The organism is Pseudomonas sp. PDM32, from assembly GCF_019219225.1.
Taxonomy (GTDB): domain Bacteria; phylum Pseudomonadota; class Gammaproteobacteria; order Pseudomonadales; family Pseudomonadaceae; genus Aquipseudomonas; species Aquipseudomonas laurylsulfatiphila.
In genome coordinates this window covers 33,606-51,158 of sequence record NZ_JAHUWE010000010.1, presented here as the reverse complement: position 1 = coordinate 51,158, position 17,553 = coordinate 33,606, and the positions used below count along the sequence as shown (strand labels likewise).

13 protein-coding genes and 2 pseudogenes are annotated in these 17,553 nt (G+C 59.6%); 7 read left to right on the top strand and 8 right to left on the bottom strand.

The features are described 5' to 3' along the window. Positions 1-192 precede the first annotated feature (192 nt). On the bottom strand, positions 193-546 hold the full coding sequence (locus KW846_RS19500) for a hypothetical protein (RefSeq protein ID WP_218484430.1): 354 nt from the start codon (positions 544-546) through the stop codon (positions 193-195). A gap of 514 nt (positions 547-1,060) precedes the next feature. Here KW846_RS19500 and KW846_RS19495 point away from each other — a divergent pair. Then, entirely contained in the window at positions 1,061-5,956 is a 4,896-nt protein-coding gene (locus KW846_RS19495; RefSeq protein ID WP_218484428.1) for an NAD-glutamate dehydrogenase, read from the top strand. An 83-nt stretch (positions 5,957-6,039) separates the two neighbouring features. Here KW846_RS19495 and KW846_RS19490 read toward each other — a convergent pair whose 3' ends face one another. The 5 genes and pseudogenes from KW846_RS19490 to KW846_RS19470 form a co-directional block, all read right to left on the bottom strand. After that, positions 6,040-6,567, bottom strand: a complete 528-nt coding sequence (locus tag KW846_RS19490; protein ID WP_218484426.1) for a hypothetical protein — start codon at positions 6,565-6,567, stop codon at positions 6,040-6,042. Positions 6,568-6,812: 245 nt separating this feature from the next. Then, positions 6,813-7,520, bottom strand: coding sequence for an ATPase (locus KW846_RS19485; protein ID WP_218484423.1), 708 nt, complete (start codon positions 7,518-7,520; stop codon positions 6,813-6,815). A 228-nt stretch (positions 7,521-7,748) separates the two neighbouring features. After that, a pseudogene (locus KW846_RS19480) lies at positions 7,749-8,159 on the bottom strand (cupin domain-containing protein). Positions 8,160-8,312: 153 nt separating this feature from the next. Next, a complete protein-coding gene (locus KW846_RS19475) occupies positions 8,313-8,606 on the bottom strand; it encodes an antibiotic biosynthesis monooxygenase family protein (protein ID WP_007979914.1) in 294 nt (97 codons plus the stop codon). Positions 8,607-8,729: 123 nt separating this feature from the next. Then, positions 8,730-10,163, bottom strand: coding sequence for a PLP-dependent aminotransferase family protein (locus KW846_RS19470; RefSeq protein ID WP_218484421.1), 1,434 nt, complete (start codon positions 10,161-10,163; stop codon positions 8,730-8,732). A gap of 205 nt (positions 10,164-10,368) precedes the next feature. On the opposite strand from KW846_RS19470, the gene KW846_RS19465 reads away from it, so the two are divergent. The 4 genes from KW846_RS19465 to KW846_RS19450 all read left to right on the top strand — a co-directional run bounded on the left by KW846_RS19465 (position 10,369) and on the right by KW846_RS19450 (position 13,223). Further along, complete coding sequence (locus KW846_RS19465) at positions 10,369-10,809, top strand: carboxymuconolactone decarboxylase family protein (RefSeq protein ID WP_218484419.1); 441 nt, start codon at positions 10,369-10,371, stop codon at positions 10,807-10,809. A gap of 73 nt (positions 10,810-10,882) precedes the next feature. Next, complete coding sequence (locus KW846_RS19460; protein WP_218484417.1) at positions 10,883-11,863, top strand: LysR family transcriptional regulator; 981 nt, start codon at positions 10,883-10,885, stop codon at positions 11,861-11,863. A gap of 173 nt (positions 11,864-12,036) precedes the next feature. Then, a complete protein-coding gene (locus KW846_RS19455) occupies positions 12,037-12,558 on the top strand; it encodes a GNAT family N-acetyltransferase (protein WP_218484414.1) in 522 nt (173 codons plus the stop codon). 170 nt (positions 12,559-12,728) lie between these two features. Next, entirely contained in the window at positions 12,729-13,223 is a 495-nt protein-coding gene (locus tag KW846_RS19450; RefSeq protein ID WP_007979904.1) for a hypothetical protein, read from the top strand. Positions 13,224-13,319: 96 nt separating this feature from the next. On the opposite strand, the gene KW846_RS19445 is transcribed toward KW846_RS19450, so the two are convergent. Both KW846_RS19445 and ccoN read right to left on the bottom strand, forming a co-directional pair. Continuing rightward, the gene (locus KW846_RS19445) at positions 13,320-13,541 is read right to left on the bottom strand and encodes a cbb3-type cytochrome c oxidase subunit 3 (protein ID WP_116579287.1); all 222 of its coding nucleotides are present in this window, start codon (positions 13,539-13,541) and stop codon (positions 13,320-13,322) included. Next, complete coding sequence (gene ccoN, locus KW846_RS19440) at positions 13,541-14,968, bottom strand: cytochrome-c oxidase, cbb3-type subunit I (protein WP_218484412.1); 1,428 nt, start codon at positions 14,966-14,968, stop codon at positions 13,541-13,543. The genes KW846_RS19445 and ccoN overlap by 1 nt, the downstream gene beginning before the upstream one ends. A gap of 317 nt (positions 14,969-15,285) precedes the next feature. Between ccoN and KW846_RS19435 the strand changes: the two genes are divergently transcribed. Both KW846_RS19435 and KW846_RS19430 read left to right on the top strand, forming a co-directional pair. Then, entirely contained in the window at positions 15,286-16,959 is a 1,674-nt protein-coding gene (locus KW846_RS19435) for a nitrite/sulfite reductase (protein ID WP_218484410.1), read from the top strand. Next, positions 16,956-17,432: pseudogene (locus tag KW846_RS19430) on the top strand (DUF934 domain-containing protein); the annotation flags it as partial. The gene KW846_RS19435 and the pseudogene KW846_RS19430, both read left to right, overlap by 4 nt. Positions 17,433-17,553 lie beyond the last annotated feature (121 nt).

Genomic DNA, 17,553 nt, shown 5'->3' with positions numbered 1-17,553 from the left:
AACGGCATTTTGCGCAAAGTGCAGGAAATGGTTGGCAATCGTTGTAGGAGCTTTCTACAGGTTGCAGGTTGGGGTGTTCTCTCGGGCCTCTTCGCGGGCAAGCCCGCTCCCACATTTGATCGCATTCTTGCCGGAATAACGCGGTCGACTGTGGGAGCGGGCTTGCTCGCGAAGGCGCCCGCCCAGACGCCATCAAATCTGGCTGATATAGGTGCCGGTGCCCTTGAGAATGTTCTGCAGGGTTTCTTCCACTTCGGCCAGATCCGTCATGTCGGCATCAAAGGTGATTTCCAGCACATCGTCCCCATTGAGCGCATCGGCATCTGCCGCCGCAATTTCGATCTTCAGCAGGGAAGGGCTGAGGGTGACTTTCACGCCATCCAGGGTCGAAGGCTCGCCGTCGAGGGTGATTTCCAGTTCGTCCTCGTCCGGGTAGCGGCTCATGAGGAACATTTCGCCCTGTTCGCTGTGGCAGCAAAGCATGGCCATGTCGTCTTCTTCGTCATCGCAAGGGTTGACGATCAAGAGGGCGGTTTTCATTTTCATGGGAAATTCCTGGCTCGACGGGCGTGGTAAACGCAACAAGGGGCGATTCTGCCAGCCCGCGCACATTTCTGCTCGTTCGCGTAGCAGTGACCGGGTCGTGAACGGGCAGAGTGTTACTGGTCATTTCTGGTACGGATGTCCCGTAAAACCGGATGGATAACCGTCATTTTTCTGTGTGGATGCTAGTGTTGTTCGATGCGCATGCCTTGAGCAGCGTGCCGATGACCGAATATGTCGCAGCGCCGCAAGCATGGGCCTTGCCGCACTGGTTAAGCTGCGCAACCAATGGATACCTGTAAAGACATTGGAGCAACCCGGGGCCAGTCGTTTTTGCAGATGCCCATTCACGGAAGGTGAATGTGACCTGAGTGTCTCGTCCAGCTTCACCCACCTGTCACCCTGTTTCCTCTGCCCGAGAATCAGGAACCGGGTGACGGCTAGCTTTGAAACGTAGCCCCGAAAGGGGTTTCGCGCGACGCTTTCATCAATAACAAGCCCAAGCGGAGTACCACAGATGGCGTTCTTCACCGCAGCCAGCAAAGCCGACTTCCAGCACCAACTGCAAGCGGCACTGGCGCAGCACATCAGTGAACAGGCACTGCCACAAGTGGCGCTGTTCGCTGAACAATTCTTCGGCATCATTTCCCTTGACGAGCTGACCCAGCGTCGGTTGTCCGACCTTGCTGGCTGCACCCTTTCTGCATGGCGCCTGCTTGAGCGCTTCGATCACGCGCAACCGCAAGTGCGCGTCTTCAACCCCGATTACGAACGCCATGGCTGGCAGTCGACCCACACGGCGGTCGAAGTGCTGCACCACGACCTGCCATTCCTGGTGGACTCGGTGCGTACCGAGCTGAACCGCCGCGGCTACAGCATCCATACCCTGCAAACCACCGTGCTGAGCGTGCGTCGTGGCAGCAAGGGCGAGTTGCTGGAAATCCTGCCCAAGGGCACCCAGGGCGAGGACATTCAGCAAGAATCGCTGATGTACCTGGAAATCGACCGCTGCGCCAACACCGCCGAGCTCAATGTGCTGAGCAAAGAGCTGGAGCAGGTGCTCGGTGAAGTCCGCGTGGCCGTCGGCGATTTCGAGCCGATGAAGGCCAAGGTCCAGGAGATCCTGACCAAGCTGGACAACAGCCAGTTCGCCGTCGATGGCGACGAGAAGAACGAAATCAAGAGCTTCCTGGAGTGGCTGGTGGGCAACCACTTCACCTTCCTCGGTTATGAAGAGTTCGTGGTCAGCGACGAAGCCGATGGCGGCCATATCGTCTACGACAAGGACTCCTTCCTCGGCCTGACCAAGCTGTTGCGTGCCGGCCTGACCTACGATGACCTGCGCATCGAAGACTACGCCGTGAACTACCTGCGCGAACCGACCCTGCTGTCGTTCGCCAAGGCCGCGCACCCAAGCCGTGTACACCGCCCGGCTTACCCGGACTACGTGTCGATCCGCGAAATCGACGCCAACGGCAAGGTCATCAAGGAATGCCGTTTCATGGGCCTGTACACCTCGTCGGTGTATGGCGAGAGCGTGCGGGTGATCCCGTACATTCGTCGCAAGGTCGAGGAAATCGAACACCGCTCCGGCTTCCAGGCCAAGGCCCACCTGGGCAAGGAACTGGCGCAGGTGCTCGAAGTGCTGCCGCGCGACGATCTGTTCCAGACCCCGGTGGACGAGCTGTTCAGCACCGTGATGTCGATCGTGCAGATCCAGGAACGCAACAAGATTCGCGTGTTCCTGCGTAAAGACCCGTACGGCCGATTCTGCTACTGCCTGGCCTACGTGCCGCGCGACATCTACTCCACCGAAGTGCGCCAGAAGATCCAGCAAGTGCTGATGGATCGCCTGAAAGCCACCGACTGCGAATTCTGGACCTTCTTCTCCGAGTCCGTGCTGGCACGCGTGCAGTTGATCCTGCGCGTCGACCCGAAAAACCGCCTCGACATCGACCCGCTGCTGCTGGAAAAAGAAGTGGTGCAGGCCTGCCGCAGCTGGCAGGACGACTACGCGGCACTGACCGTCGAGAGCTTCGGTGAAGCCCAAGGCACCAACGTGCTGGCCGACTTCCCGAAAGGCTTCCCGGCCGGTTACCGCGAGCGTTTCGCCGCACATTCCGCTGTGGTCGACATGCAGCACCTGTTGAGCCTGAGCGACAAAAACCCGCTGGTGATGAGTTTCTATCAGCCGCTGGGCCAGGTCGCCGGTCAGCGCCAGCTGCATTGCAAGCTATACCACGCCGATACGCCGCTGGCACTGTCCGACGTCTTGCCGATCCTGGAAAATCTCGGCCTGCGCGTACTGGGCGAGTTCCCGTATCACTTGCGTCACAGCAATGGCCGCGAATTCTGGATTCACGACTTCGCGTTCACCGCCGCCGAAGGCCTGGAACTGGACATCCAGCAGCTCAACGACACGCTGCAGGACGCGTTCGTCCACATCGTGCGTGGCGATGCCGAGAACGACGCGTTCAACCGTCTGGTACTGACCGCCGGCCTGCCATGGCGTGACGTGGCGCTGCTGCGTGCCTACGCCCGTTACCTGAAGCAGATCCGCCTGGGCTTCGACCTGGGTTACATCGCCAGCACCCTGAACAACCACACCGACATCGCCCGCGAGCTGACCCGGTTGTTCAAGACCCGCTTCTACCTGGCGCGCAAGCTGACCAGCGATGACCTGGACGACAAGCAACAGCGTCTGGAACACGCGATTCTCAGCGCCCTGGACGACGTTCAGGTACTGAACGAAGACCGCATCCTGCGTCGCTACCTGGACCTGATCAAGGCCACCCTGCGCACCAACTTCTACCAGACCGATGCCAACGGCCATAACAAGTCGTACTTCAGCTTCAAGTTCAACCCGCACTTGATTCCCGAGCTGCCCAAGCCGGTACCGAAGTTCGAAATCTTCGTGTACTCGCCACGCGTTGAAGGCGTGCACCTGCGCTTTGGCAACGTTGCCCGTGGCGGCCTGCGCTGGTCCGACCGTGAAGAAGACTTCCGTACCGAAGTCCTGGGCCTGGTAAAAGCCCAGCAAGTGAAGAACTCGGTGATCGTGCCGGTGGGTGCGAAGGGCGGCTTCCTGCCGCGTCGCCTGCCACTGGGCGGCAGCCGTGACGAGATCGCGGCCGAGGGCATCGCCTGCTACCGCATCTTCATTTCGGGTCTGCTGGACATCACCGACAACCTGAAGGACGGCGCGCTGGTACCGCCAGCCAACGTCGTGCGTCATGACGACGATGACCCGTACCTGGTCGTGGCGGCGGACAAAGGCACCGCGACCTTCTCCGACATCGCCAACGGCATTGCCATCGAGTACGGCTTCTGGCTGGGTGACGCGTTTGCGTCCGGTGGTTCGGCCGGTTACGACCACAAGAAGATGGGCATCACCGCCAAGGGCGCGTGGGTCGGCGTACAGCGCCACTTCCGCGAGCGCGGCATCAATGTCCAGGAAGACAGCATTACCGTGGTCGGTGTCGGCGACATGGCCGGTGACGTGTTCGGCAACGGCTTGCTGATGTCCGACAAGCTGAAGCTGGTCGCGGCGTTCAACCACCTGCACATCTTCATCGATCCGAATCCAGAGCCGGCGTCGAGCTTCGCCGAGCGTCAGCGCCTGTTCGACCTGCCGCGTTCGGCCTGGTCGGACTACGACACCAGCATCATGTCCGAAGGCGGCGGTATCTTCTCGCGTAGCGCGAAGAGCATCGCGATTTCGCCGCAGATGAAAGAGCGCTTCGACATCGAGGCCGACAAGCTGACCCCGACCGAACTGCTGAACGCCTTGCTCAAGGCGCCGGTGGATCTGCTGTGGAACGGCGGTATCGGTACCTACGTCAAGGCCAGCAGCGAAAGCCACGCCGATGTCGGCGACAAGGCCAACGATGCACTGCGCGTGAACGGCAACGAACTGCGCTGCAAAGTCGTGGGCGAGGGCGGTAACCTGGGCATGACCCAACTGGGTCGTGTGGAATTCGGCCTCAATGGCGGCGGCTCCAACACCGACTTCATCGACAACGCCGGTGGCGTGGACTGCTCCGACCACGAAGTGAACATCAAGATCCTGCTGAACGAAGTGGTTCAGGCCGGCGACATGACCGACAAGCAACGCAACCAGTTGCTGGCGAGCATGACCGACGAAGTCGGTGGTCTGGTGCTGGGCAACAACTACAAGCAGACCCAGGCCCTGTCCCTGGCAGCCCGTCGCGCATTGCCGCGGATTGCCGAATACAAGCGCCTGATGAACGACCTGGAAGGCCGTGGCAAGCTGGATCGTGCCATCGAGTTCCTGCCGTCGGAAGAAGCGATCAACGAGCGTGTAGCGGAAGGCCATGGCCTGACCCGTGCCGAGCTGTCGGTGTTGATCTCCTACAGCAAGATCGACCTCAAGGAGCAGTTGCTGGGCTCCCTGGTGCCGGACGACGACTACCTGACCCGCGACATGGAAACCGCTTTCCCGCCAACCCTGGTGAGCAAGTTCTCCGTGGCCATGCGCCGTCACCGCTTGAAGCGTGAGATCGTCAGCACCCAGATCGCCAACGATCTGGTCAACCACATGGGCATCACCTTCGTTCAGCGACTCAAAGAGTCGACCGGCATGAGCCCGGCGAACGTGGCCGGCGCCTACGTGATCGTGCGTGACATTTTCCATCTCCCGCACTGGTTCCGTCAGATCGAAAACCTGGATTACCAGGTTTCGGCCGACGTTCAACTGGAGCTGATGGACGAGCTGATGCGCCTGGGCCGTCGCGCTACGCGCTGGTTCCTGCGTGCCCGTCGCAACGAGCAGAATGCTGCCCGTGACGTCGCGCACTTTGGTCCGCACTTGAAAGAGTTGGGCCTGAAGCTCGACGAGCTGCTCAGTGGCGAGATCCGTGAAACCTGGCAGCGCCGTTATCAGGCCTACGTCGAAGCCGGTGTGCCGGAGTTGCTGGCGCGTATGGTGGCGGGCACCTCGCACCTGTACACCCTGCTGCCGATCATCGAGGCTTCCGACGTGACCGGCCAGGATCCGGCCGAGGTGGCCAAGGCGTACTTCGCCGTGGGCAGCGCGCTGGACATCACCTGGTACATGCAACAGATCAGCGCTCTGCCGGTTGAAAACAACTGGCAGGCCCTGGCCCGTGAAGCGTTCCGCGATGACGTCGACTGGCAGCAACGCGCGATCACCATCTCGGTCCTGCAACAGGGCGACGGCACCCAGGAAGTGGAAACACGACTTTCCCTGTGGATGGCGCAGCACGAAGGCATGATCGAACGCTGGCGCGCCATGCTGGTGGAAATCCGTGCCGCCAGCGGCACCGACTACGCCATGTACGCGGTGGCCAACCGCGAACTGCTGGACCTGGCGTTGAGCGGTCAAGCGGTAGTGCCTGCCACTGTCGCCGCCGAGCTGGAACCGGCGGCCTGATCAGGCGTTGAATGAAAAAGCCCCGCATCGAGAGATGCGGGGCTTTTTTTGTTTTATTGGGTCAAATCACCAGACACTGTTTTTCAAGTGTAGGGCGTAGTGCTTTGAGGGGTGGCCACATTTCTTTCAAGAATTTGCAGTTTGAATAAAACCTGGTGACCGATTTGGTCGTGGAAGCAATAACGGTTCACCTCTCCACCCCATAGGGTTTTTTTGATAACGCCTGCATTGCGTGCTTGCAAGTAAACTGTCAGGTTATCGCTGTCGAAATCATCGAGCGTGACAATCTTGAAGCTGTCATTCAGCAAGTTAAAAGAAGTCGTATCACCTCCCGCCGCCGGAAGCGCTCCGAGGAAACCCTGGGTGCTCTTGCTGAAGTACTTGTTGTAGTAGGACTCGCTTAAAATCTGCAGATTGTAATAGTCGTCATAGCACCTGAAATGCACCACTATCCCTATGCTGTTTTTATTTTTAGAGGTGACGGCCAAGGGTACCATTTTCTTTAAATCAGCGAAGTAGACTTCCGCAGTCGTAATCAAGTGTTTGTGCGGGCCATCTTCATCGTCGTGCTGAAAATGCCTGTCGCTTAATACCCTTTCGAAAAAAGTCATGGGGCTCCCTTCGCAGGTCAAGCACGCTATGAAGGATCTTTCCTGATCTTTGCTCATATATCAATCCATTATTTAAAGTTAAAAAGGTGGCTGTTCCGTGCCGAACTTAAAATAACTTTAATTGGTTTGTTTTACCTTGATTATTTGTTTCGCAGTGCTACACGGCCCGCTCCCATTTCCTGATCTACTGTGGGAGCGAGCTTGAGCGTGCCTTTAGGCGTCAGAAAGTCTGGGGGGCGATAACATCAGTAGCGGTTTTGCTCTGGCGTGTTGTCAATCATCGAGAGGCTAGTCGGTTTGCTAAGCAAACTATTGAGCGACTGGTCAAACTTCTGCAGCGCCCTGACTTGCACATTCTGTTGTTCATTGATGTCGGCAACGATCTCTTCGCTACGTTTGTAGTCAGCCCACACGGGGCTGAGTGCTTTGGCCTCATGCCCTTGTGCAGTGCCGATATAGTTAAAGTTCTTGTCGTAGAAATCCGCACTGACATCTGACTGGATATCTGAACTGCGCGATGTAATCAGTTGGCTGCGGGTGTCGACCACCGCCATCACGTCCGGCTTCGCCGCCCTGAGGCTCTGCATGTCCGGGTACACGGTCACCGAACCGAATTGCCGCTGCAGGGAGGCCTTGACCCAATCCACGGCCAGGTCTGGCTTGGAAGTGGCTACATAGGCTTCATGAATTGGCTGCACCAGCAGGCTCTGGCCGAAACCAGTGCCTGCGTTGGCCTGGTAGTCCCGCAGATAGGCACGGTTCGTCTGGGTATTCTGGCTGTAGACGATGCCCAACGAGACCTGGCTGCCGTTGTTAATCAGGGTGGCACCGCTGCGGCCTACCGGTTCGGTGAAAATGCCATTGAGTGAAGAGACCGCCGTGGGCGCAGTAGGGATCGAGCAACCGGTTAAAACAAACGTTAAGGTCAATGTACTGGCAAGTGCAAGTTTCATGGTGTTTCTCCAGTGAAACAGCTTGGTCGGAAGTTTAAATTGCCGGTGTTGTGCCGGCGGTGACTCAAGACTAAACCCTGACTGTTTTATTTAAATAGCCAATGTCCGAACTTATCCGTTGGCCAATAGTTTTGTTTGGCTTAACAGTCTTCGGTTAATTGCCTCGGGAAATAAAAAGGCCCGAATTCGCCATTCGAGCCTTTTTATTTATGGCTGTACGTTCAGCCATCAGTTTTCCAATGGGATCAACACTTTCTCGTCGGGGGCCAATACCATGAACACCAACAGCTTCGCCGGCTTGGTTGTACTGGCGTTTTTCGAGACCAGATGTTCCGAACCCGCGGGTTCGTACCAGTACTCACCAGCCTTGTAGGTGACCGCTTTTTCGCCTTTCACCTGAGACGTGATCGCCCCCGAAAGCACATAGGCCATGGCCGTGCCGTCGTGCTTGTGGGCAATGGACTATTGGCCTGGCTGGTAGTCGACCTCGATCATCAAAGCCTTTTTGCCCGGGGCATTTTGCAGCATCTGGTCCTGCAAAACGGTGACCTTTTCCGAAGTGTCATGGGCAAAGACCGACGCGGACACAATCATGGCCAGGGCGGCGAGGAAGGCAGCCTGCAAACGCAACATGTTCATGGTTCTTTACCTGCGGTGGTTAGTTGTTGCAAACCACAGTAGTGCGCAAGCGGTATAGGTTAAACAGCCAATACTCCGGAAGGCGAGGAGACCAAAGCAAAGATCGCAGCCCATGTAGGAGCTGCCGCAGGCTGCGATCTCTTGATCTTGTTTTCAGACGATCGGAAAACTGTTGAAGTCCACGGCATTGGCCAGTTGGCTGTCGATCAGGCCGATGAAACCCTGGACTTCGGGGCAGTTGAAATGCGATTTCATGGCCGCTTCCGATTGCCAGCGGGCACTGACCGTCCAGCGATTGCTGTCCTCTGGGCAGCGGTCGACCATATAGGATTCGCAGCCCGGTAGTTCACGCAGGGTTTCGACAATCTTTTGCAGTTGCTTACCCAGTTCATCCGAGCGGCCGGCGACGGCACGTACCTGTACGGTATTGATCACTTCATGGGACATTGCTCACACTCCTGAATCAGGCCGGACGAATCCTGCTCATTGAGGGTTAACGCCTATGCAGGATAGGCCTGACCCTGAGGACCGCCAATAGCCAATCGCCAGATAAAGCCGCAGGCCAATCCGTCAGGCCACCTGCTGCAAAATGTCGCGCACACGGTCCAGGGCGGTGTCGATGTCCAGGGTCTCGATGGCGCCAAAACCGAGGAAAAACCCGGCCTTGGGCGCTTGCTGATAGAAAAAGCTGTCGATGGCATAGAGCCCGACTTCGACTTTTTTCGCCAGTTCGATCACCAATGGAATATCCATGGGCACTTTGCACATCACCACCATGTGAAAGCCGGCGGTGGAGGGCACCGCCTCCAGCCAGGGTGAGAGGTCGCCGGCCACGCGCGTCAGGATCCGCTCGCGGCGCCCGGCATAGATGGTATGGCAGCGGCGGATGTGCTTGAGCAGGCAGCCTTCGGCGATGAACTTGGCCAGCGCCCACTGCGGCAGGGTCGATGTGTGCAGGTCGGTGAGCTGTTTGGCGCGCACCACGGCCTCCAGGATCGCTGGCGGCAGGATCCCATAGCCAAGCCGCAATTCCGGCAACAGGGTTTTGGAAAAGGTCCCGACGTAAGCGACGATCCCCCGTTCGTCCATGCTTTGCAGGGAGTCGGTGGGGCGGCCTTCGTAGCGGAATTCGCTGTCGTAGTCGTCCTCGATGATGATCGCGCCCAGCTCATGGGCCTTGGCCAGCAGTGCTTGCCGGCGCGCCTGGCTCATCGGCATGCCCAGCGGGAACTGGTGCGACGGGGTGACGTAGATCAGGCGCGTGCCACGAGGAATCTGCTCCACCACAATGCCTTCGGCGTCCACCGGCACGCCGATCACCGTGGCGCCATGGGTGCCGAACAGCAGCCGGGCCGGCGGGTAGCCGGGGTCCTCCATGGCGACCAGGCTGCCCGGGCTGATCAGCACCCGCGCAATCAGGTCCAGGGCCTGCTGCGCGCCGTTGCACACCACCACATCCTCATCCTGGCAATTGACCCCGCGGGAGAACGCGATGTGCCGCGCAATGGCGTTGCGCAGGGCGGGCAAACCCTCAGGCAAGCTGTACAGGCCCTTGGAGCCGGCAATCTGTCGCAGCGCGTGGGAGGTGCAGCGTCGCCAGTCATCCTGGGGAAACTGGCCCTTGCTGGTGGCGCCACCAATGAAGTCGTAGCGTAGCGAGCCTTCCAGGGTCGGATGACGCAGAAACACTGGCAGGTTGCGCCAGGACTCGATCACCTCGAAGCCACCAAGCTCCGTGTAGTTCTGTTTACGCTGCACCTTCGACGAGCGCGCATTGACGTAAGTGCCTTTGCCGACCACCCCGGTGAGGAAGTTTTCGTAGGTCAACTGGGCGTAGGTATCGGAAATGGTCTTGCGTGAAATGCCCAATTGTTCGGCCAGCAAGCGGCTGGGCGGCAGTTGCGTCCCGGCGGCCAGGCGTCCGGACTCGATGGCGCTGCGCAGTTGGTTATACAACTGGCCGGCCAGGTCCTTGCGGCCGTTGATGACAACATGTAGTTCCATGCCGGCGAGACTCCGGGGCTGTTGAGGCGCGTGTGCGTCGCGCAAGATTACCCTTATCCGCTCGCTCGGCAGAAGTTGCGCAGTGGAAAAACCGTTAATTGGTCTGCAGGCCTTGGTCCACGGGGAAATCGCGAAATTGGATCTGTCACGCTCCCGCGCCAGCGATTACCGTGAAAATCAACTCAAGGCCGCACGAGAACGCTCCATGAAGCCCCGCCTGGATTACTACAGCGCGTCCCCCAAAGCGATGAAGGCCATGATCGCCATGGAGGCCCTGACCAGCAGCCTGAGCATCGAGCAGGGCCTGCTGCACCTGATCAAGATTCGCGCCTCGCAACTTAATGGCTGTGCCTTCTGCACCGACATGCACTCGGTGGATGCAAGGCGCCTCGGCGAAAGCGACCGCCGCCTTTACTCCATCGTGGTCTGGCGCGACAGCAACTTTTTCAACCCGCGGGAAAGAGCCGCGCTGGCCTGGACCGAAGCCGTCACTTTGCTCTCGCAAAGCCACGTACCGGACGATGTTTACGCGCTGGCCAGGGAGCAGTTCAGTGAAAGCGAAATGGTCGACCTGACCATCGCCGTCACCACCATCAACAGCTGGAATCGCCTGGCCGTGAGCTTTCGCCAGACACCCAGCGCCTGAATCATTGTCACAGCAGGTTCATCAATGATCCGCAGGATGGCGCTGTCAGTGTCATGTCGACAGGGAGTCCTCGATGTCAGTCATGGAAACCAGTGCCCACCGGGGCGCTACCGAGTATCGTGTAGTCATCGATAAAAATGCGTCCTGGCGCCAGTTGGCCGCGGGTATCGACCCCGAACTGGCGCTGTGCTTCACCGTCAGTGCCCGTTGCGGTTGTTTCATGCAGGCCGCGCGCAGCCTGAACATCAAGGCCACCCGCCTGCGCAGGCAACTGGCGCTGCTGGAAACACAGTTGCGCTGCTCGCTGTTCAACCCGTCAGACAATGGTTTGAGCCTCAGCCGCGATGGCTTGCGCCTGCACGCACAGTTGATCGCCCTGGCCCATGAGCGCGATTTGCCGGTGATCGAGCAGCCGTTGATTCGCCTGGCCGTGGCCGATTCGATCCTGCATGACATTCTCGGGCGTGACCTGGTGGCGCTGCTGCGGCGCAATGCCAGCGTGCGCCTGGACATCAAGACGCTCGACAGCGAATTGTCCCTGCAAGCGGTCAGCGCCGACGTGGTGGTGTGGCTGGGCGAAACCGGATCGCCGTTGCCGGGTCCGAGCTTTGCCACCACCGAACCCCGGTCTCTGGCGCAACTGGAGTACCTGCCGCACATTGCCAAGCGTTACTCACGGGTGGCTTCCAGGCCGGAATGCCTGGAGGAACTGGCCGATTTCCTCCTTGTGCAATGGCAGCAGGACTGCCAAGTTGAAAGCTTGCGGCCATGGAATGCACTGGTGTACCAGCGCCTGGCCGGAGCGGTGCAGTTGCAATCCTACGAACTGATGCTGGAGATGATCCGTTGCAGCGCCTGCGTCGGCCTGCTGCCGCACTACATGAGCCACTTCGACCGCGGCCTGGTTGCCTTGCCGGGCCTGTTCGAGCGGCCGATGCGGCGTCAGGTGTGGATGGCGGTCAACGCCGCGTCACAGGGTGAAGCACAGGTGCGGACGGTCGTCGAGTTGATTGAAAACACCTTCAGCGAGCGTCGGGAGTGGTTCGAAAGCTGAGCGCGATCAAAATGTGGGAGCGGGCTTGCTCGCGAAGGCGTCATCACATTCAACATTGAAGGTGACTGGTCAACCGCTTTCGCGAGCAAGCCCGCTCCCACATTGGTTCTCGCCACACTGGGCGGTAGCGTTATAGAGTGAGCAGCCATGTCTGCTTCAAGGATGATTCACCCATGCCGACCACCGAACCCGTTATCACGTTCGAGCGCTTCAACGAATCCCATATCGAAGGCATTACGGCGCTGTACAACGATCCCGCCATCGCCCGGCAGACCCTGCAAATGCCGTTTCAGTCCACCGAGCTCTGGCGCAGTCGCCTGGCGCCGGATAACGAACGCCTGGTGAAGGTAGTGGCCCTGCATCAAGGCACGGTCATCGGCAACATTGGCCTGGAGCAGTTCTCGCGCATTCGTCGCAGCCATGCCGGCAGTTTCGGCATGGGCGTTGCGGTCGAGTGGCAGGGCAAGGGCGTGGGTTCCAAGCTGCTCGCGACGGCGCTGGATATCGCCGACAACTGGATGAACCTGCAGCGCGTCGAGCTTTCGGTGTATGCCGATAACGAAGCGGCCATTGCCCTGTACCGCAAGTTCGGTTTCGAAACCGAGGGCCTGTTTCGTGATTACGCCGTTCGCGACGGCGTACTGGTGGACACCTTGAGCATGGCGCGCCTGCGTCGCACGCCCAGGGTCTGCTGAATCACTCGTCCAGGGCCCATGCCGTACTCCGTTTGTCAGGTGAAGTGTGCACCTGCAGTGCCCGCGTTTACGCGACGGTGCAAACTGTCGTCAGGTTTTAGTCGTACGCAGCGTGCGGGCATCTGCCATGCTCCAGGTCCGCAACACCGGTCTATTCAGGGAACACCGCTATGGACGATGTACAGCAACTGGGCGAAATGCTTCGCCACTACGCCGAAAGCGAAGCGCACAAAAAGCAAGTGTTCGAGTCGCAGTCGGCCGAGTGGGCGAAGCGCATTGGTGCGCTGTTCGATGAGATCCAGCAGTGGCTGGAACCGGTCAAGGCACCTGACCTGCTTGAAGTGAACCGTGAAGTGTATGTCGCGTCGGGGCCCAGTGTTCCGGTGGAGACCTCGCCCTTCAAGACTGAAAAGCTGAGCATCCTGATCGCGGGCAAACCGGTGGAATTCGTGCCGGAGGTGATGGGTGTCGGCGGGCAGATTTCCGTGGCGGTGATGGGCTTTACCGCAGCACGTTATGGCAGCGTGTCACTGGTGTGCCTGCCGCCATCCACTGGCTGGCAGTGGCGCAAGACCAATGGCTTGAAAGACCCGGATACCTTTGCATTCAATGCGGATTTTCTGGCGCAGCAGCTACAGGTTTTGATCCCCCGGGATCGTGGCTGAGGGGGTGGGAGCGGGCTTGCTCGCGAAGGCGGATCTACATTCAACATCAATGTCGACTGACACGCCCCCTTCGCGAGCAAGCCCGCTCCCACAGTATCAGAAATCGGTGTTTCCCCAGCCTGGCTTCGCCTCTTCGGGCGCCACTGCGTTGATGGTCTTCCCGGTAGCCGCCTCTACTCGCCGAGCCACCTCAGGGTCGTCGGCAAACGGGATCAGGCTCGCGTCGTCCAGGCTCTCGGCGGTCTGGTGGCGCAGACAATACTCGATGGCGAACCACAAAAATGCCACCCCCGCCATGTTCAACATGACTTCAATCATCAGGCCAACTGCGCCTCGCGTTCGGCCATCGCCACGTCCGCTACCCGCACCGTGCGCCACACGTTGTAGGCCATCAGCAGCATGCCGCTGAGGAAGAACACCCCGCCGGCAAAGCGCACGACGAATCCCGGATGGCTGGCCTGCAAGGCTTCGACAAAGGAGTAGGTCAGCGTGCCGTCATCGTTGATCGCGCGCCACATCAGGCCCTGGGTGATGCCGTTGACCCACATCGAGGCGATGTACAGCACGGTGCCAATGGTCGCCAGCCAGAAGTGCAGGTTGATCAGCGGCGTGCTGTGCATCCGATCACGTCCGAATACCTTCGGCACCATGTGATAGGTCGCGCCGAAGGTGATCATCGCCACCCAGCCGAGTGCGCCGGCGTGTACGTGGCCGATGGTCCAGTCGGTGTAGTGGGAGAGGGCGTTGACCGTCTTGATCGCCATCATCGGCCCTTCGAAGGTCGACATGCCGTAGAACGCCAGGGACAGCACGAGAAAGCGCAGGATCGGGTCGGTGCGCAGCTTATGCCAGGCGCCCGAGAGCGTCATCATGCCGTTGATCATCCCGCCCCAGCTCGGCGCCAGCAGGATCAGCGACATGGCCATGCCCAGGGACTGCGCCCAGTCCGGCAGTGCGGTGTAGTGCAAGTGGTGAGGACCGGCCCAGATGTACAGGGTGATCAGCGCCCAGAAGTGCACGATCGACAGGCGATAGGAATACACCGGGCGGCCCACCTGTTTCGGCACGAAGTAATACATCATCCCCAGGAAGCCGGTGGTCAGGAAAAAACCCACGGCGTTGTGGCCGTACCACCACTGGACCATGGCGTCGGTGGCCCCGGAATACACCGGGTAGGACTTGAACCAGTCCACCGGAATCGACAAGTGATTGACCACGTGCAGCATGGCGATGACCACGATGAATGCACCGAAGAACCAGTTGCCGACGTAGATGTGCCTGGTCTTGCGTTGCACCAGGGTGGTGAAGAACACCACGGCGTATGCCACCCAGACCACGGTCATCCACACCGCGCCGGTGAATTCGATCTCGGCGTATTCCTTGGTGGTGGTGTAGCCCAGCGGCAGGGTGATCAGCATCACCACGATCACCGATTGCCAGCCCCAGAAGGTGAACGCGGCAAGCTTGTCGGAGAACAGCCGCACCTGACAGGTGCGCTGTACCGCGTAGTAACTGGCGGCAAATTGCGCGCTGCCGGCAAAACCGAAAATCACCAGGCTGGTGTGCAACGGACGCAAGCGGCCGAAGGTGGTCCACGGCAGATCCAGATTCATCTGCGGCCACACCAGCTGCGAGGCGATCCACACGCCCATCGCCATCCCCACGACGCCCCAGAAGACGGTCGCTACCACGAACTGGCGCACGACCTTGTAGTTATAGGCCTGACTGATAGTAGTTGTGCTCATGCTCAATGCTTCCACGGTTGCAATGCCGTGCACTGTAGAAACCCCGATGGAAACAAAACAGGCTCAGGAATATTTCATTTAGGCGGATCAGATTAGAGTGCCGCCTGCGGCCATCTGCCGCGCTCTGATACGGTTTTTATGCAGTCAGGTGAATCTGTAATGCGCTGAGCCGCAAGTCCATAGTCGACCTCACACAACAACTGCACCCACCGACCTGTAGGAGCTGCCGAAGGCTGCGATCTTTTGCTCTTGAAAAGATCGCAGCCTTCGGCAGCTCCTACACAGGGGAATGCGGTGAATCCTGATGAGGTTGCCATATGTATCAGTACGATGATTACGACCGGGCACTGGTGTTCGAACGGGTTGCGCAGTTTCGCGATCAGGTCGAGCGCTTCATGGCCGGCGAGCTGAGCGAAGAAGAGTTCCTGCCATTGCGCCTGCAGAACGGCCTGTACCTGCAAAAGCACGCCTACATGCTGCGGGTGGCGATTCCCTACGGCACGCTGAGCGCCCGGCAGATGCGTACGTTGGCGAGCATCGCCCGGGATTACGATCGCGGCTACGGCCATTTCACCACCCGGCAGAACATGCAGTTCAACTGGATCGAACTGGCCCAGGTGCCGGACATCCTCGAACGCCTGGCCGAGGTGGAAATGCATGCGATCCAGACCTCCGGCAACTGCGTGCGCAACATCACCACCGAAGCCTTTGCCGGGGTGGCGGCCGACGAAATGATCGACCCGCGACCGTTGGCGGAAATTCTGCGGCAGTGGTCGACCATCAACCCGGAATTCCTGTTCCTGCCGCGCAAGTTCAAGATCGCCATCTGCTCGGCCGAGCAGGACCGCGCGGCGATCATGATGCATGACATCGGCCTTTATCTTTACCCGGGGTCCGATGGGGACATGCTCCTGCGAGTCATGGTCGGCGGCGGCCTGGGGCGCACGCCGATCCTCGGCTTGCAGATCCGCGAAGGCTTGCCGTGGCAGCACCTGCTGTCTTACGTAGAGGCGGTGCTGCGGGTGTATAACCGCCATGGCCGGCGGGACAACAAGTACAAGGCGCGAATCAAGATTCTGGTCAAGGCCCTGGGCATCGAGGCCTTCGCCCGGGAAGTGGAGCAAGAGTGGCTGTACCTCAAGGACGGCCCGGCGCAACTGACCCTCGACGAGTTCGAGCGTGTGGCCAGTGCGTTCGTCGCACCGCCTTATCGTCATCTGTCCGACACCCATCTCGATTTCGGCACGCACCTGGCCGAAAACCCGACGTTCGCTCGTTGGGTGCAGCGTAACGTGCAGCCGCACAAAGTATCGGGCTATGCCAGCGTGGTGTTGTCGACCAAGCCCGGCAGCGCTGCGCCACCGGGGGATGTCACTGCCGAACAGATGGAGGCGGTGGCCGAGTGGTCCGAACGCTTCGGCTTCAGTGAAATCCGCATTGCCCATGAGCAGAATATCGTCCTTCCGGACGTGTCCAAGGCCGATCTGTTCACCCTGTGGCACCTGGCCTGCGAACACAATCTGGGCAGCGCCAACGCCGGATTGCTCACCGACATCATCGCCTGCCCCGGTGGCGACTTCTGCGCGCTGGCCAACGCCAAGTCGATCCCCATCGCCAAGGCCATTGCCGCACGCTTCGAAGACCTCGACTACCTGCACGACCTGGGCGACATCAGCCTCAATATCTCCGGCTGCATGAATGCCTGCGGTCATCACCACATCGGCAACATCGGTATTCTGGGCGTCGATAAGAACGGCGCCGAGTGGTACCAGATCACCCTGGGTGGTGCCCAGGGCAAGAACAGTGCGCTAGGCAAGGTCATGGGCCCGTCCTTCAGCGCCGCGCAAGTACCCGGGGTGATCGAGCGCATCGTCGACACCTTCGTGCGCTATCGCGAGAGCGAAGAACTGTTCGTCGACGCCTTCCAGCGGATCGGGCTGGAGCCGTTCAAGGAGGCGGTCTACGGGAAAGTGCCGCAGGTGTCGGCATGAACAATCTGTTGCGGCTGGAAGAGGGCGTGGCGCGGATTGTCGCGGATGATCCGTGGCAGCTCGTGCGCGACCCACAAGCACCGCTGCCCATGGGGGCCGCGATTCTGCCGCTGAGCCGCTGGCGGGAAGACCCGTCGCAAAACGGCGTGTGGCTGGGGCCGGACGATGAAGTGGAAAGCCTGCAGCCATGGTTTGCCCAACTACCCTTGATCGCCCTGGATTTTCCGAGCTTTCGCGATGGCCGCGGGTACAGCCAGGCGTATCTGCTGCGCACGCGATTGGGCTGGGCCGGCGAGTTGCGTGCCATCGGCGATGTCTTGCGCGATCAACTCAGCCACATGCGCCAATGCGGTTTCGACAGCTTTGCCGTGCGTGAAGACAAATCCGCGGAAGATGCATTGAAGGGATTGGCGGGGATGAGCGTGTTGTACGGGCGCTCAGTGATTGAGCCGCGGCCGTTGTTCAGACGCCGTGTAGGAGCGAGCCTGCTCGCGATGGACGTCAACGAAAACGCGAACATTCTGGATAAACGCGTCGTCTGTAACGCCATCGCGAGCAGGCTCGCTCCTACAAATGCGGTTTCGACAGCTTTGC

Excerpts from the sequence above, each read along its gene's own strand:
- KW846_RS19500 (WP_218484430.1), bottom strand. The coding sequence starts at position 546 with ATGAAAATGAAAACCGCCCTCTTGATCGTCAACCCTTGCGATGACGAA.
- KW846_RS19495 (WP_218484428.1), top strand. The coding sequence starts at position 1,061 with ATGGCGTTCTTCACCGCAGCCAGCAAAGCCGACTTCCAGCACCAACTG.
- KW846_RS19490 (WP_218484426.1), bottom strand. The coding sequence starts at position 6,567 with ATGACTTTTTTCGAAAGGGTATTAAGCGACAGGCATTTTCAGCACGAC.
- KW846_RS19485 (WP_218484423.1), bottom strand. The coding sequence starts at position 7,520 with ATGAAACTTGCACTTGCCAGTACATTGACCTTAACGTTTGTTTTAACC.
- KW846_RS19475 (WP_007979914.1), bottom strand. The coding sequence starts at position 8,606 with ATGTCCCATGAAGTGATCAATACCGTACAGGTACGTGCCGTCGCCGGC.
- KW846_RS19470 (WP_218484421.1), bottom strand. The coding sequence starts at position 10,163 with ATGGAACTACATGTTGTCATCAACGGCCGCAAGGACCTGGCCGGCCAG.
- KW846_RS19465 (WP_218484419.1), top strand. The coding sequence starts at position 10,369 with ATGAAGCCCCGCCTGGATTACTACAGCGCGTCCCCCAAAGCGATGAAG.
- KW846_RS19460 (WP_218484417.1), top strand. The coding sequence starts at position 10,883 with ATGTCAGTCATGGAAACCAGTGCCCACCGGGGCGCTACCGAGTATCGT.
- KW846_RS19455 (WP_218484414.1), top strand. The coding sequence starts at position 12,037 with ATGCCGACCACCGAACCCGTTATCACGTTCGAGCGCTTCAACGAATCC.
- KW846_RS19450 (WP_007979904.1), top strand. The coding sequence starts at position 12,729 with ATGGACGATGTACAGCAACTGGGCGAAATGCTTCGCCACTACGCCGAA.
- KW846_RS19445 (WP_116579287.1), bottom strand. The coding sequence starts at position 13,541 with ATGATTGAAGTCATGTTGAACATGGCGGGGGTGGCATTTTTGTGGTTC.
- ccoN (WP_218484412.1), bottom strand. The coding sequence starts at position 14,968 with ATGAGCACAACTACTATCAGTCAGGCCTATAACTACAAGGTCGTGCGC.
- KW846_RS19435 (WP_218484410.1), top strand. The coding sequence starts at position 15,286 with ATGTATCAGTACGATGATTACGACCGGGCACTGGTGTTCGAACGGGTT.